Annotated in this window: 15 protein-coding genes; 6 read left to right on the forward strand and 9 right to left on the reverse strand. The window is 65.6% G+C overall.

What is annotated here, in order from left to right; genetic code table 11:
- Positions 1-2: 2 nt before the first annotated feature.
- Entirely contained in the window at positions 3-362 is a 360-nt protein-coding gene (locus DW352_RS05355) for a hypothetical protein (protein ID WP_115689220.1), read from the reverse strand.
- Between the two features lie 441 nt (positions 363-803).
- Here DW352_RS05355 and olsC point away from each other — a divergent pair, with 441 nt between their 5' ends.
- Together olsC and rimO are read left to right on the forward strand one after the other, a co-directional pair.
- Positions 804-1,619, forward strand: coding sequence for an ornithine lipid ester-linked acyl 2-hydroxylase OlsC (gene olsC / locus DW352_RS05360; RefSeq protein WP_245434327.1), 816 nt, complete (start codon positions 804-806; stop codon positions 1,617-1,619).
- A 142-nt stretch (positions 1,620-1,761) separates the two neighbouring features.
- Positions 1,762-3,105 carry a 30S ribosomal protein S12 methylthiotransferase RimO gene (gene rimO / locus DW352_RS05365; RefSeq protein WP_115689224.1) on the forward strand — a complete coding sequence of 448 codons (1,344 nt, stop codon included), beginning with the start codon at positions 1,762-1,764 and terminating at the stop codon, positions 3,103-3,105.
- Positions 3,106-3,193: 88 nt separating this feature from the next.
- On the opposite strand, the gene DW352_RS05370 is transcribed toward rimO, so the two are convergent.
- A complete protein-coding gene (locus DW352_RS05370; protein WP_115689226.1) occupies positions 3,194-3,877 on the reverse strand; it encodes a Spy/CpxP family protein refolding chaperone in 684 nt (227 codons plus the stop codon).
- 189 nt (positions 3,878-4,066) lie between these two features.
- Between DW352_RS05370 and DW352_RS05375 the strand changes: the two genes are divergently transcribed.
- Together DW352_RS05375 and DW352_RS05380 are read left to right on the forward strand one after the other, a co-directional pair.
- Positions 4,067-4,807 carry a metallophosphoesterase family protein gene (locus tag DW352_RS05375; protein WP_115694246.1) on the forward strand — a complete coding sequence of 247 codons (741 nt, stop codon included), beginning with the start codon at positions 4,067-4,069 and terminating at the stop codon, positions 4,805-4,807.
- Between the two features lie 3 nt (positions 4,808-4,810).
- Positions 4,811-6,217 carry a serine/threonine protein kinase gene (locus DW352_RS05380; RefSeq protein ID WP_115689228.1) on the forward strand — a complete coding sequence of 469 codons (1,407 nt, stop codon included), beginning with the start codon at positions 4,811-4,813 and terminating at the stop codon, positions 6,215-6,217.
- Between the two features lie 10 nt (positions 6,218-6,227).
- On the opposite strand, the gene DW352_RS05385 is transcribed toward DW352_RS05380, so the two are convergent.
- The 3 genes from DW352_RS05385 to DW352_RS05395 form a co-directional block, all read right to left on the reverse strand.
- A complete protein-coding gene (locus DW352_RS05385; protein WP_162826800.1) occupies positions 6,228-6,506 on the reverse strand; it encodes a hypothetical protein in 279 nt (92 codons plus the stop codon).
- Between the two features lie 96 nt (positions 6,507-6,602).
- Positions 6,603-7,493: an amidohydrolase family protein gene (locus tag DW352_RS05390; RefSeq protein WP_115689232.1), complete on the reverse strand. Its 891-nt coding sequence runs from the start codon at positions 7,491-7,493 to the stop codon at positions 6,603-6,605.
- Between the two features lie 14 nt (positions 7,494-7,507).
- On the reverse strand, positions 7,508-8,794 hold the full coding sequence (locus DW352_RS05395; protein WP_115689234.1) for an adenosylmethionine--8-amino-7-oxononanoate transaminase: 1,287 nt from the start codon (positions 8,792-8,794) through the stop codon (positions 7,508-7,510).
- A 67-nt stretch (positions 8,795-8,861) separates the two neighbouring features.
- Here DW352_RS05395 and bioF point away from each other — a divergent pair, with 67 nt between their 5' ends.
- The gene (gene bioF, locus DW352_RS05400) at positions 8,862-10,013 is read left to right on the forward strand and encodes an 8-amino-7-oxononanoate synthase (protein ID WP_115689236.1); all 1,152 of its coding nucleotides are present in this window, start codon (positions 8,862-8,864) and stop codon (positions 10,011-10,013) included.
- Between the two features lie 2 nt (positions 10,014-10,015).
- On the forward strand, positions 10,016-10,693 hold the full coding sequence (bioD, locus tag DW352_RS05405) for a dethiobiotin synthase (protein ID WP_115689238.1): 678 nt from the start codon (positions 10,016-10,018) through the stop codon (positions 10,691-10,693).
- Here bioD and DW352_RS05410 read toward each other — a convergent pair.
- The 4 genes from DW352_RS05410 to DW352_RS05425 all read right to left on the reverse strand — a co-directional run bounded on the left by DW352_RS05410 (position 10,685) and on the right by DW352_RS05425 (position 14,982).
- Entirely contained in the window at positions 10,685-11,911 is a 1,227-nt protein-coding gene (locus tag DW352_RS05410; RefSeq protein WP_115689240.1) for an allantoate amidohydrolase, read from the reverse strand. The two genes, bioD and DW352_RS05410, sit on opposite strands and share 9 nt — an antisense overlap.
- Complete coding sequence (locus tag DW352_RS05415) at positions 11,904-12,614, reverse strand: CPBP family intramembrane glutamic endopeptidase (protein ID WP_115689242.1); 711 nt, start codon at positions 12,612-12,614, stop codon at positions 11,904-11,906. Before DW352_RS05415 ends, DW352_RS05410 begins: the two co-directional genes overlap by 8 nt.
- Positions 12,611-13,786, reverse strand: coding sequence for a urate hydroxylase PuuD (locus DW352_RS05420; protein WP_115689244.1), 1,176 nt, complete (start codon positions 13,784-13,786; stop codon positions 12,611-12,613). Before DW352_RS05420 ends, DW352_RS05415 begins: the two co-directional genes overlap by 4 nt.
- 218 nt (positions 13,787-14,004) lie before the next feature.
- Positions 14,005-14,982: a quinone oxidoreductase family protein gene (locus tag DW352_RS05425; RefSeq protein WP_115689246.1), complete on the reverse strand. Its 978-nt coding sequence runs from the start codon at positions 14,980-14,982 to the stop codon at positions 14,005-14,007.
- Positions 14,983-15,070 lie beyond the last annotated feature (88 nt).

Genomic DNA, 15,070 nt, shown 5'->3' on the forward strand with positions numbered 1-15,070 from the left:
CGTCAGTCGCCTAGCAGCACGTCGAAGGACACGAACGGCCCGCCTCGCGTGCGGCAGTCGCGCTGGCACGAACGATCGCAGCTGTCGGTGACACGCAGGCAGCGCCCTTGCGCATCCACTTGCAGGCAGGCCGCCTCGTTCCAGGTGCAGAACGATTGGCACTCCGCCCAACAGGCGTCGGAGGCATAGACGGCCTGGGAACGGCGGCTGCGCGGGAACGGCAACACATCGCTGTGGCGGTTGTAGCGCCAGATCTCCGGCTGCGTCGTCGGTGAGGACACTTTCATGTCCGCCGCGTTCGCCGGACTGAAGGCGATGCCGATGACGGCGGCGAGCAAGGCCAGGAGGATGATACGGGCCACGGCGGATTCCTTTGGATGTGGCACATTAGCGCCTGGCCGAGCCACAGACCACCTTATTCGCCCACCGCGCGCACGGTGATCCGCACATGTGGATGGACGGACGCGGACCGTCGAAAGGCGTCGTCGCCGCCTCGACCGCCCGCATGCCGGTGATCCTGGCGTTCATGCGGATCTTGCCATGCGAAGATGAGCAAGAATGGACAAGTCGCGCAACGGCATGTTTGGAGCCGCGCCGGCAACGCCCGAATTCAGTCCGCATCGGCTTGAAGCCGACTATTCAAGTGTAGTGGACATATGCGACGACACCCCGGCTGGTGGTGCGGCCCATGGGCGGCTTCACGCCGACGGTTCCCGTGCCACAAACTTTCCTCGATTCAGGCCAATTGCTATTGTGACAGTACGATGTCCGACAGGGACTCGTCCCGTTTAGGAGCATGCCGGGTGACCACCATCGCGCAACAAGACACCAATCCGCCGGCCCAGCGCTTCGGCACCGACGGCATCAAGCCGATGGGCCGGCCGAGTCTGATCACGCGCATCTTCATGCGCATCGTCGCCTTCGTCGAGCGCATGAACGTGCAGTTCAGCAAGGTCGGCAATCCGCCGATCTACGACAAGGCGGTCTTCCCGTGGGCGAGCAAAGTCGAAGCGGCTTATCCGGCCATCCGGGCCGAACTCGAGCGGGTGCTGACGCGCAAGGACGACCTGCCCGGCTTCCATGAGCTGTCGGCCGACGTGGCCACGATCAGCCAGGACCGCGGCTGGAAGACGTTCTTCCTCTGCGGTTATGGCTTCAGCTCCGAGAATAACATCAAGGCCTGCCCGCAGACCTGGGCCGCCTGCCAGAACATCCCCGGCCTCATCACGGTGATGTATTCGATCCTCGAGCCGGGCAAGCACCTGCCCGCGCATCGGGGGCCCTATAACGGCGTGCTGCGGCTGCATCTCGGCCTGATCATCCCCGAGCCGCGCGAAGAGCTCGGCATCCGGGTCGAGCATGAGGTCTACCGCTGGCGCGAGGGCGAGGCCGTGATCTTCGACGACGCCTTCGAGCACGAGGCCTGGAACAGGACGCCCCATACGCGGGTGGTGCTGTTCGTCGATTTCCGCAAGCCGCTGCGGTTCCCGGCCAATTTCCTCAACTGGCTGCTGCTGAATCTGGCGGTGTTCACGCCCTTCATCCGCGAGGGCTTGGACAACCAGAAGGCCTGGGAAAAGAAGTTCTACGAAGAGGCCGAGGCGCTGAGGAACCGGTAGGCCGTCCCCCTGAGGTGGCGGTCCTCGAAGGGTGATGGCGCCTCATTGGCCGTTCATCCTCGGGGGGCGCTACGCTCGGACCTCAGGATGACGGGTCCTCTGCCTTGCTTTCTGCCGGGTTCGCCTCTACGTCCCTCCCCGTATGCTGGATCCCGACAAAAATACCGACACCGCCGCCCCCAAGGTGAGCTTCGTTTCGCTCGGCTGCCCGAAGGCGCTGGTCGATTCGGAGCGCATCATCACGCGCCTGCGCGCGGAGGGTTATGAGCTCACGCGCCAGCACCAGGGCTCCGATCTCGTCATCGTCAACACCTGCGGTTTTCTCGACAGTGCCAAGGCCGAGTCGCTCGGTGCCATCGGCGCGGCGCTGAAGGAGAACGGCAAGGTCATCGTCACCGGCTGCATGGGCGCCGAACCGGAGAACATCACGGCGGCCTATCCCGACGTGCTGGCGATCACCGGGCCGCAGGCCTACGAGAGCGTGCTCGCGGCCGTGCACAAAGCCGTGCCGCCCAAGCACGATCCCTTCATCGACCTGGTGCCGCCGGAAGGCATCAAGCTGACGCCACGGCACTACGCCTATTTGAAGATTTCCGAAGGCTGCAACAACCGCTGCTCCTTCTGCATCATTCCGAAGCTGCGCGGCGATCTCGTGTCGCGCCCCGCCGCCGACGTGCTGCGCGAAGCCGAGAAGCTGGTGAACGCCGGCGTCAAAGAGCTGCTGGTGATCTCACAGGACACCTCGGCCTACGGCGTCGATCTCAAATACGCCGCCAGCCAGTGGCGCGACCGGGACGTGCGCGCCAAATTCATCGATCTTTCGCGCGCGCTCGGCGAACTCGGCGTTTGGGTGCGGCTGCACTACGTTTATCCCTACCCGCATGTCGACGAGGTCATCGAACTGATGGCCGACAAGAAGGTGCTGCCTTATCTCGACATCCCGTTCCAGCATGCGTCGCCCGATGTGTTGAAGCGCATGAAGCGCCCCGCCGCCGAGCAGAAGACGCTCGATCGCATTACGCGCTGGCGCGAGATCTGTCCGGACCTGACGTTGCGCTCGACCTTCATCGTCGGTTTCCCCGGCGAGACCGAGCAGGATTTCGAGTACCTGCTGCAATGGCTCGACGAAGCCGCGCTCGATCGCGTGGGCTGCTTCAAGTACGAACCGGTCAAGGGCGCGCCGGCCAACGATCTGGCGGAAGCGGTGCCGGAAGAGGTCAAGGAAGAGCGCTGGCATCGCTTCATGCAGGCGCAGCAGAAGATCTCGGCGCGGCGCCTCAAGCGCAAGGTCGGCACACGCCAGCAGGTCATCATCGACGAAGTTGGCCCGACCGTATCGAAAGGCCGCTCGATGGCCGACGCGCCGGAGATCGATGGCGCCGTCTATATCGCGAGCCGCCGGCCGTTGCGTGTCGGTGAAATCGCGACCGTGAAGATCGAGCGCGCCGACGCCTACGACCTGCACGGCACCGTCGTCGGCTTCTAACTGCTTCCAAAAAAGAGAGACGACCGCGGCGGGCCGCGCCGCGGTCGCCCACTCCGCTACCCAAGCGTGGGGGGCGGTAGCGGAGAGGTCAGAAAGGTCCGTGTAGCCGCGGCATCGGTGGCACGAGCGCGGCTTTCTGGTCGGCCGACAGCGTGTCGTAGAGCGCGCGCATCGGTCCGCTCACCGCCTGCAGAAGTTCGGCACGCGCCGCCGACTGCTTGCCGGCAAACTCGATGGCGTCTGGCAGCGCCGGCGGCGGGCCTGGCTGCACCGGCAGCAGCGCGCAGATTTGATGCAGCTTGGCGACCGCGGGGTCGGCCGCGTCCTCGATCTTGCGCCACGCGTCTTTCTGCGCGCCTTGCAGCTGCAACTTGCTCTTGATGTAGCCGACCATCGCCGCATGGCGGGCCATACGCTCCTCGCAGGCCGCGCGCGTCGGCGGCAGCGGTTGAGGCCGATGGCGGGCCATCGGCGGCGGTGGGCCGAAGGGCTCGCCGTCTTCGCGCATTGGGCCGGCCGGCATCGGCCGCATGCCTGCGTCCGGCGGCATGGGCCGGGCGCCTTCCGGCAGTTGCGGGCGCGCGACCTGGGCCAATTGGATCAGGGCCGTCCCATAATCATGGCCCGCAGCCGCAACCTCGCTCGAGGGCAGTCGCGCCTGGTCCTTCGCCGGCAGGGCCACACCGTCGTTCGCGGCGGCGCGCACCGCGAGACCGATACCGCCGGTCGCAAGGCTTGCCGCCAGTACCGCCGCCGTGACCGAAATTCGCATCGTCTGCTCTCCTCTCGTGATGACGTGCGGGGTTTTCGATCAGCAAATGTGCGGCCGTACGGCGATTGCGTTGAAATTTGTTTCAGTGAGGTGGCGAATTGTAACGGCATCGGCCCGCGCGCGGCGTTTGACAAAGATCATGTTCCGGTGCCGCTATGGCGCCATGCTTGCCAAATCCGGGACCTTGCCGTGTTGATCGCCTTCTTCGCCGACATCCACGCCAACCGGCAGGCCTTCGAAGCCTGCCTCGCCCAGGCGCGCGAGCGCGGCGCGGAACGATACGTGCTGCTCGGCGACTACGTCGGTTACGGCGCCGATCCGATTTGGACTACGGAAACGGTGATGGCCCTCGTCGCCGATGGCGCACAGGCCGTCCGGGGCAATCACGATCAGGCTGTCGAGACGCCGAGCGGCTCGATGAATCTCGAGGCCGAAGTGGCGCTGGAATGGACCCGCGGCGTGTTGGGCGTGGCCGAGCGCCACTTTTTGACGACCTTGCCGATGACGCAACGCGACGGCGACCGTCTCTATGTTCATGCCGACGCCAGCGATCCGGCGAAATGGATCTACGTGCAAAGCACGGTCGAGGCCTCGCGCAGCCTGATGGCCACCGATGCGCAAGTGACCTTCTGCGGTCATATCCACCAACCGGCGCTGTACAGCCTTTCCGCGACGGCGAAGATGACCGCCTTCACGCCGGTCACCGACGTCGCCATTCCGTTGCTGCCGGGGCGACGCTGGCTCGCGGTGCTCGGCGCGGTCGGTCAGCCGCGTGACGGCAATCCGGCCGCCGCTTACGCGCTGCTCGACACCGACAGGCGCGAATTGACCTATTGCCGTGCGGCTTACGATGTCGACACCGCCGCCGATCGAATCCGCAAAGCGGGCCTGCCGGTCTGGCTGGCCGAGCGGCTGTTCCGCGGGATGTGAGACATGGTCAAGCCGCTGCTCGCAGCCGGATCGGTGATCGACGGCTTTCGTCTCGAAGAGCCGGTCCATCGCGGCGGCATGGCGACCTTGTGGCGGGTCACGCGCGGCGACATCGAAACGCCGATGCTGATGAAGGTGCCGCATATCGCCGAAGGCGCCGATCCCGCGGCCGTCGTCTCCTTCGAGATGGAGCAGATGATCGTGCCGCGCCTGTTGGGCCCGCATGTGCCGAAATGCTTCGGCGTCGGCGACTTCGCGGTGCAGCCCTATATCGTGATGGAGCAGATCACCGGCAAATCGCTCCTGTCCCGTCTCGGCGACCTGCCCCTGCCCTACGCCGAGGTCGCCGACATCGGTGTCAAGATCGCAACCGCGCTCGACGATCTGCACCGGCAGCATGTCGTGCATCTCGATATCAAGCCGAGCAACATCATGTTTCGCGCAACCGACGAAGCGGTATTGCTCGACTACGGTCTGTCGCATCACGAGCAACTGCCCGATTTGATGCAGGAGGAATTCCGCGTCCCCTTCGGCACCGCACCCTATATGTCGCCGGAGCAATTGCGCGACATCCGCAACGATCCGCGCAGCGATCTGTTCGCGCTCGGCGTGCTGCTCTATTTTTTCTCGACGGGCCAACGGCCTTTCGGCGAGAGCGAGAGCCTGCGCGGCATGCGGCGGCGCCTGTGGCGCGATCCGCCTCCGCCGCGCCAATTGCGCGAAGACTATCCGCTTTGGCTGCAGGAAATCGTGCTCAAGTGTCTGGAGATCGAGCCGGCGTGGCGCTATCCGACAGCGGCCCAGCTTGCCTTCGACCTTGCTCATCCCGATCAGGTGAAGCTGACGCAGCGCGCCGAACGCCTGACGCGCGATCCGTGGACCGTCGCCTTGCGCCGGCGTTTCAACACCGACCTGAAGGCGCCGCGCGGCAAGGCCCCGGTCAGCGCGCAGCTTCACTCGGCGCCGATCGTGGCGGTGGCAATCGACCTGGAGGCCGAGCCCGCAGGCGTCAACGACGCGCTCCGTCTGTCGGCGCAGCGCCTGCTAGCGATGCTGCCGTCGGCGCGGCTCGCGTGTCTGAACGTGCGCCGGCTCGGCCGTATCGCGCTCGACACCACGCTCGACGCGCAAGGCCACAGCAAGCAGATCGACCGCCTCGTCGGCTTGCGTCATTGGGCGGCGCCGCTCGAGCTCGACGAGCGGCGGCTGACGGTGCATGTGCTGGAAGCGGTCGATCCGGCCGCCGCCATCCTGGAATTCGCCGAGAACAACCGCGTCGATCACATTCTGATCGGCGCGCGCCAAGCGTCCGTCGTGCGTAAGCTGCTCGGCAGCGTCTCGGCGAAGGTCGCCGCGGAAGCCACCTGCAGCGTGACGGTCGTGCGCCCGCCACGACCGTCCGCGCTTTAGACAGTGTGTATTACCAGCGGCGATAGCGATAGCCGCGATAATAGTAAGGCCCGTTCGGACCGTAGTACGGCCCGGAATAGACATTCACCCAGCGGCAGCGCGTGATCCAGGTCCAGCCGTTCCAAACCCGCCGGCAGACCCGCACCACCCGCGCCTTTTCGACATGATTGACCATGTCGGCCGCGGCCGCGATCCGCGCCGGCGTCATCGCTTCGGCGCGCGGCGCCGGCGCCAACAATGCGGCCGTGACGGCGGCCGCGGCGAGCGCCTTGATTATCAACGTGCGCATCATCGTCTCCATCGTTGAACCGATGAGCGCACTAGAACGAAACTACAAAGAGCCGCCGTTGATCTGCATCAACCGGACGCTCCGGCAAACTACGCATCAGACGCGGTAAAACCTCACCGCGTTGTCGTGCAATACCGCGCGCTGTTCGGCGTCGGTATATTCTGACAGCACTTTGCGATAGATGCCGAAGAAGTCGGCGTAGCTCGCGTGCAGCTTCTCGAGCGGGAAATTGCTGCCGTAGATCGTGCGCGCCACGCCGAAGATCTGGATGGCATCGCGGATCACTTGCCGCCCCTGCGGCAGGGTCAGGCCGCCGCTATACATGCCGAGGCCGGACAGCTTCACATGCATGTTCGGAAACGCGGCCATGGCCGTGAGCGCGTGGCGCCACGTGTCGATGGCTTCCGATGTGCGGTCGGTCAGCATGCCGGCGTGCACCAGGATCATGCGCACATTCGGAAAGGCTTTGATCAGCTCGACCGCATAGCCGGCTTGCGGCGCATAGACCTGCAGTTCGAAGCTGAGGTCGTACTTTTCCAGCAGCGCGAAGCCGCGGTGGAATTCCGGCGCGTTGCAGTAGTCCGGGCGCGGCACCGCCTGGCGCACCGGCAGCGGGTCCCAATAGAGCATCTGCCGCACGCCGCGCACATTCGGAAACTGCTTGTGCGCCTTGAGCTGTGCCTCGATGTCCGGATCGGCAAGGTCCACCTGAGCGACGATTCCGTGCGGAAAACCGTGCTTGTCCGCTTGCGCTTGGAGCCAGCGCGTCTCGTCGAGCGGCCGGCCCCAATTGGCGGTGACGTGCACCGACTTGGTAACGCCCTGCGGCGTCACGTCCTGCATGAACTCTTCGACCGGATAGTCGCGGCGGATGCCGAAATAGTCGCCGAACATGCGCGGGATCGGCGGCTCGGCCAGCCAAGGCACGTCCTTGCGCAGCCAGATGTGATGGTGCGTATCGATCACCGGTCCGGTGTAGTCACCCATGTCGCTTCCTCGCCCTACAAACTGCGCACGACTTTCAGCACGGCGCTTGTGAGCGTGTTTAGCTCATCCTGGGCGATTGTGAAGGCGGGAGCGAGATAAACGATGTTGCCGAAGGGCCGTACGAACACGCCCTCGCCGACAAAGTGCGCGCGCAGCGCGGAGACATCGTCGATGCGGTCGAGTTCGACGACGCCGATGGCGCCTTTCACACGGACGTCTTTCACCCGCAGAAACTCACGCGCCGGTGCGAGACCCTCCTCCAGCGCGGCCGCGATCCGGGCCACCTGATCGAGCCGCGGCTCGCGCTCGAACAGATCGAGTGAGGCATTGGCCGCGGCGCAGGCGAGCGCGTTGGCCATGAAGGTCGGCCCGTGCATGAGCGCCTTCTGCGGATCGTCGGACCAGAAGGCGTCGAACACCGTCGACGTCGCGATCGTCGCCGCGAGCGGCAGCGTGCCGCCGGTGAGTGCCTTCGACAAGGTGACGATGTCAGGCGTGACACCCGCAGCTTCGCACGCGAACATCGCGCCGGTGCGGCCAAAGCCCGTGAAGATCTCGTCGAAGATCAACAGCAGTTCGTATTTGTCGGCGAGCGCGCGCAGGCGGCGCAAGGTCCCGGCGTCGTGAAACTTCATGCCGCCGGCGCCCTGCACCAGCGGCTCGACGAGGATGCCGGCGATCGTGCCGTGTGCGCGCGCGAGCAGCGCATCGAGCGCGGCGGCATGCTCCTCGGTGTCCGGCAAGTCGGCGATGATGTGTTGCGGCAGCAATCCGGCAAACAGCGCATGCATGCCTTCGTCGGGATCGCACACGGCCATCGTCCCGGTGGTGTCGCCGTGATAGCCGCCTTTGAACGCGACGAAGGTGGTCTTGGCGCGGACGCCGCGGTTGAGCCAGTACTGCACCGCCATCTTCATCGCGACTTCGACGGAGACCGAACCGGAGTCGGAGAAAAACACGCGCGTCAGATCGCCGGGCAGCATGGCCGCCAGCCGGCGCGCCAAGGTCAGCGCCTGCTCATGCACCAGCCCGCCGAACATCACATGCGGCATGTCGGCCATCTGGCGCGCGACAGCGGCGCGGATGTGCGGATGGTTGTAGCCGTGACAGGCGGTCCACCAGCTCGCGATGCCGTCAATCAGTTCGCGCCCGTCGGCGAGCACGATGCGGCTGCCGGCGGTGCGGACGACTGGCAGCGGTGCCGGCGCCGTCTTCATCTGCGCGTAAGGCAGCCAGATGTGCGGCAGGCCCGCCCGATACCATTCCGGCGCCGCCTTGCTTTTGCTGGTATCTTCCGCCATCCGCGTCCTTGACCTCGCCCGCCCGTGGGTCCAAAGGACCCCTCCGTCACGTGTACACGTAGTCCTGATGCACTCGCTCGACGCCTTCGCGCAAGAGAAACTGGACCAGCTTGAAAGCCGCAGTTTGCGCCGCGGCCTGACCGATACCTTTCGCGAGGACGGCATCTTCGTCGAGCGCGGCGGCAAGCGGCTGCTGTCGTTCTCGTGCAACGATTATCTCAACCTCACCCAACATCCGGCGATCAAGGCCGCGGCCAAGGCGGCCATTGACCGTTACGGAGCCGGTTCCGGCGCCTCGCGGCTGATCACCGGCAATCATCCCCTGTATGCGGAGTTGGAAACGCGGCTGGCGCAGGTGAAGCAGACGGAAGCCGCCGTCGTGTTCGGCTCTGGCTATCTCGCCAACTCCGGCATCATCCCGGTGCTGATCGGGCCGGACGGGCTGATCGTGATTGACGAACTCGCGCACAACTGCCTGTTCGCCGGTACGCAGCTGTCGCGCGGGCGCGTCCTCAAGTTCCGCCACAACGACGTCGCGCATGCGCGTGAGCTGCTCGCCGAACATCGCGCCGCGCACGACCACGCGCTTATCGTCACCGATGGCGTGTTCTCGATGGACGGCGATCTGGCGCCGCTCGAAGCGTTGCAAGCGCTGGGCGAGGAATACGATGCCTGGCTGATGAGCGACGACGCGCACGGCATCGGCGTGATCGGCGGCGGCCGCGGCTCGAGCTTCATGGGCAATGCGCACGTGCCGGTGCCCTTGCAGATGGGCACCTTGTCGAAGGCGATCGGTGCCTATGGTGGTTATCTCTGCGCCTCCGCGCCGGTGATCGAGCTGATGCGCAACCGCGCGCGGACCTTGGTCTATTCGACCGGCCTGCCGCCCTCCGCCGTGGCGGCGGCGATTGCCGCGCTCGATCTTATCGAACGCGAGCCGGCTTATGCCGCGGCGCCGGTCCAGAAGGCGAAAGTCTTCACCGCGAGCCTCGGCCTGCCGGATGCCCAAAGCCCGATCGTGCCCATCGTCATCGGCGAAGCCGACGCTGCGCTCAGTGCGTCGCGTCTGCTGATGGAGGAAGGCTTCCTCGTCGCGCCGATCCGTCCGCCAACGGTGCCGCAAGGCACCGCGCGCCTGCGTCTCACTTTCACCGCGCAGCACCCGATGGACGAGATCGAACGGCTCGCCGACATCGTGCGCACGCGGATTTTGGCCTGAACATGAGCGCTTATTTCGTCACCTCGACCGGCACGGATATCGGCAAGACCTTCGTCACCGCCGGGCTGATCCGCTATCTGCGCGAGGCGGGCCAATCGGTCGAGGCGCTCAAGCCGGTGGTCAGTGGCTACGACTCCTCGACGGAAACGACGAGCGATCCGGCCGTGCTGTTGAAGGCGCTCGGCAGGGAGACCAATGCCGAAGAAATCGCCGCGATGGCGCCATGGCGCTTTCGTGCGCCGCTGTCGCCGGACCTTGCGGCGGCGCGCGAGAACCGGCCGATCGACTTCGACGCGCTGGTCGGCTTCAGCCGCGCGGCGGTCGAGGGCAACAAGGGCATGCTGTTCATCGAGGGCGTCGGCGGCATCATGGTTCCGATCGACGGCCAGCGCACGGTGCTGGACTGGATGGCCACGCTCGGCATCCCGCTCATCCTCGTGGTCGGCGGCTATCTCGGCACCATCAGCCACACGCTCACGGCGCTCGACGTGCTGACGCAACGCAAGCTGAAAGTCGCGGCCATCGTGGTGAGCGAGAGCGAACGCAATCCGGTCGAGCTCGACGAAACGGTCGCAAGCCTCACGCGCTTCACGGATGCAACGCCCGTGATCGGCCTGCCGCGGCTGCCCGGCGGCCTCACGCAGCATCCGGCCTTCGCGCGCATCGCCGCGCTACTGTGACGCGAAGCGCTCGATAAATCGAATGAGGGCCGCGACCGCGAGCCCCATGTCGGCCGGGCTCGCATACTCCGCCGGGTTATGGCTGATGCCGCGGCGGCAACGCACGAACATCATCGCGGATGGACAGAGCTGCGCCATGGTCTGCGCGTCGTGACCGGCTCCGGACGGCAACCGCATGGGCTTGTGGCCGAGCGCCGTGATTGCATCGGCAAAATGCTGCTGCAGCTTGCCGTCGGAGGCGACCGCCGCAGCGTCATGGAACACTTCGAAGATGACGCCGAGATCGCGTTTTTCGGCGACGGCGCGCGCCTCGCGGCGGATGGTGTCGATGGCTGACTGGCGCAGGCGGTCGTCGAGGTCGCGCAGATCGATGGTGAACGTCACCGAAGCTGGGATGATGTTGGTCGCGCCCGGCGAGACGTCGAAGCGGCCAACCGTCGCCACCATGTGGCTCGCCGCATTGTCCCTGCCGACGCGCTCGATCATCAGGGCCATCTCGGCGGCGCCGGCGAGCGCATCGCGGCGCATCCGCATTGGCACCGTGCCGGCATGGCCCGCCTCGCCCGTCACCGTGACACGCCAGCGGCTCTGGCCGACGATGCCGGTGACGACGCCGAGCGGTTCGCCGTCGAATTCGAGCAGAGGCCCCTGCTCGATATGCACTTCGGCGTAAGCGCGCACCTCGTCCTTGCGATAGGCCGCCTTGGCGATGTCGTCCGGGTTCTTGCCATAGGCCTTGATGGCCTCGGCCAGGGTGACGCCCTTGCGATCGGCGAGACCCAGCGTGCCGGTATCGAACACCCCAGCGCAGGCCGAGGACGACGCCATGGTCGCCGGAAAGCGCGAGCCCTCCTCGTCGCCGAAGGCCAGCACGTCGATCGGCAGCGGCGGCTTGCCGCCGAAATGCGACACCGCGAGGATGCCGGCGATGACGCCGAGCGGTCCGTCGTATTGGCCGGCGTCGATGACGGTGTCGATATGCGAGCCGATCAAGAGGCGCGGCCCCTGCCCGATGCTGCCGCGCACCGTGCCGAGCGCGTCTTCGGAGACCGTCAGCCCCGCCTCGCGCATCCAACCGGCGACGAGATCGGCGGCGCGGCGATGTTCGGGCGTCAGAAACAGGCGCACCAGCCGGCCCGGCTCGGCCGAGATCGCGCCGAGCGCCTTGATCATCGCCTCGGCGCGCGCGCCGAGTTGGGCGGCATCGACCTCAGACATTCAAGCTGATCCAGGTTTCGAGCATGCCTTCGAAATTGATGATGGCGTGAAGCAACATCGTCAACAAGACCGAGCCCGAGGCCCAGCGCATGAAGCCGAGCAGCAGGCCGAAGATGAACACCTGCCCCATTACGAACCAGTCGTATTGCACGTGCATCAGCGCGAACAGGCCGGCGGTGATGGCGATCACGGCCCAGGTGTCGGTCGGCTTGCGCAGCCAGCCGCGAAAGAGGAAACCGCGGAACAGCAGTTCTTCACCGGCCGGCGCCCCGATGACGACCGCGAACCACAACAGCGGCAGCCAGCCAGCGGCATCGGCGGTACGATAGATCGCGGTTTGGAACGGCGTCACCAAGTCGCGGTCGGCCAGCCAGCTCACCGCGTCGGCGACGACGATCAGTGCAATGATCGCCAGCACGCCGAAGATCACGTCGCCGCGCTTGGGCACGACGAGCGCGAGATAATCAAGCGGATTGCCGCGCCGGGCCGCGAGCAGCATCAGCATCGTGATCTGCACCGGCGTCGAGATCAGGATCAGCAGCGTCACCGAGACGCCGTCGCCGCCGATGTCGCCGTGACTCGACAAGCTCATGCCGAAGAGCGACAGCAGCGCCGTGAAGGCGATGATTTGCGCCGCCACCATTACGGCGGCGGCCAGCAGCAGCGTCGATACGCGGCCCCACGGTTGGATGTCTTCGCTCATTTCTGCGCGTTCACCCAGCGGCCAAGCGCATCGCGCTCCTCCTGCGTCATGCCGGTCTCGTTACCGAGCGGCATCGCATTGGTTTGGACCGCCTGGACGTAGATTTGCGCGGCATACTGCCTGAGGCTGGCAATGTTATCGAGCGTGATGTTCTTGGGCGCTTCCGTGAAGCCCTCGTGCGTTGGCTTGGCCGCATGGCACATGACGCAGTGCTTTTGCGTGACGGCCAGCACCTCGGCATCCGAGACGGCCGCGCCGCCGCCGCTCGAGCGCGGCGCGGTGACGAAGATCGCGATCATCAAGGCACCGACGGCGACCGGCGCAGTCCAGCCGTAGTTCTTCCAATCGTCGCCGGCGTCGACGCGGTTGAGGTAGTGCCGGATGCTGGCGCCGGCGATCAGGATCAGCGCCACCACCAGCCAGGCATGCGGATGCGCCGACAGGAACGGATAGTGCGGCGACACCATCATCACCAGCACCGGCAGCGTCAGGTAGTTGTTGTGCGTCGAGCGCTGCTTGCCGACCATGCCGTAATACGGATCGGGCGTCTTGCCCTGGATCATCTGCGCGATCATCTTCTTCTGGTTGGGGATGATCACCGCGAAGACGTTGGTCGCCATGATGCTGCCGGTGAGCGCGCCGACATGCAGGAAGGCGCCGCGCGCCGAGAACACGTGGGTGTAGAATACCGCCGCGCCCATGATCAGCGCGAAGAAGCAGATCGCCAGAATGGTCGTGTTCTGTCCGATCGGCGAGCGGCACAGGCCTTCATAGATCGCCCAGCCGGCCAGGATCGAACCGAGCGAGATGCCGATCGCCTGCCACGGTGTCAGCGGCAGCACCGATGGGTCGATCAGGTACGAGCGCGCATGGATGTAATACTGCACGATGAGCAGGCCGAAGCCCGAGACCCAGGTGAGATAGGCCTCCCATTTGAACCAGTGCAGCGTCTCGGGCAGTTGCGGCGGCGCCACCGTGTACTTCTCGACGAAGTAGAAGCCGCCGCCATGCACCTGCCAGGCGGTGCCGAGCACGCCCTGCTTCTGGCCGAGCTTGTTCAGCGAGTAATCGAGCGCCATGAAGTAGAATGAGGTGCCGATCCAGCCGATGCCGACGACCAGATGCATCCAACGGATCAGCAGGTTCGCCCATTCGCCCAGAAAGACGTCCATGGCTCAGCCTCCCCGCTTCGAAGGGGAGCGGAGCGGTAAACGCGAGACCTGATCGAGGGGGGCGAGTGGCGTGCGCGGCATGGGATCCAACGTGGTGGGCGACGGCGGGCTCATCCCGCCGACTCCGTCTCCGAGAGGCAAGGACCATGCCTACCGAAAGCCAATGGCCGGGACTAGCCCGGCCATGACCCGTTGAAAAATATTACGATTTCCGCCGGCTACGGGATCAGGATGGTCGAGCCTGTGGTCTCGCGGCCTTCCAGGTGCTCATGTGCCTGGCGGGCGTCCTTGAGGGCGAACTTCTGGTTGACCGGGATCTTCACCGCGCCCGATCCGACCTTGTCAAACAGGTCCGAGGCGATCGACACGAGGTCCTCGCGTTTGGCGGCGTAGTGGTTGAGCGTCGGCCGGGTCGCGAACAGCGAGCCCTTGAACTGTAGCATGTTGATGTCGAAGGCCTTGATCGGCCCCGACGCCGAACCGAAGCTGACGAAGTAGCCGAGCGGACGGATGCAGTCGAGCGAGGCCGGGAAGGTCGACGCGCCGATGCCGTCATAGACGACGTCGCAGAGCTTGCCGCCGGTGATCTCCTTCACGCGATCGACGAAGTTCTCGTCGCGATAGAGGATCGTGTGGTGGCAGCCGTTCTTCTTGGCGAGCTCCGCCTTTTCCTTCGAGCCGACGGTGCCAATGACCGTCGCGCCGAGATGGTTCGCCCATTGGCACAGGATGAGGCCGACGCCGCCGTCCGCCGCGTGCATCAACACGGTCGTGCCCTTGCCGACCTTGAAGGTGCGGTTGAGCAGATATTGCGCGGTCATGCCCTTGAGCATCATGCCGGCCGCCTGCTCGTAGCCGATGTTGTCCGGCAGCTTCACGGCGCGCTCGGCCGGCAGCAGGCGTTCGGCCGAATAACCGCCGAGCGCCACGACGTAAGCAACGCGGTCGCCGACCTTGAGATCGGTCACGCCGGGGCCGACCGCGATCACCTCGCCCGCGCCTTCGTTGCCGGCGACGAATGGCATGCCGACCGGCGACTGATAGAGACCGGAACGGAAGTAAGTGTCGATGAAGTTCACGCCGCTGGCGTATTGCTTGATCTTGATCTGGCCCTGACCGGGCGCCGGTACCTCGACGTCCTCGAACGTCAGGACTTCCGGACCGCCGTGTTTATGAACGCGGACTGCTGCGACCATGTTTCACCCCTTGAAGACTTGTTCTGGCGAACAAATTCGGCGCGGATCATAGGCGGCGCGGGCCGGAGCGCAAGCCGGGTCCGTTCAT

Source organism: Pseudolabrys taiwanensis (genome assembly GCF_003367395.1).
In the GTDB taxonomy this organism is placed as follows: domain Bacteria; phylum Pseudomonadota; class Alphaproteobacteria; order Rhizobiales; family Xanthobacteraceae; genus Pseudolabrys; species Pseudolabrys taiwanensis.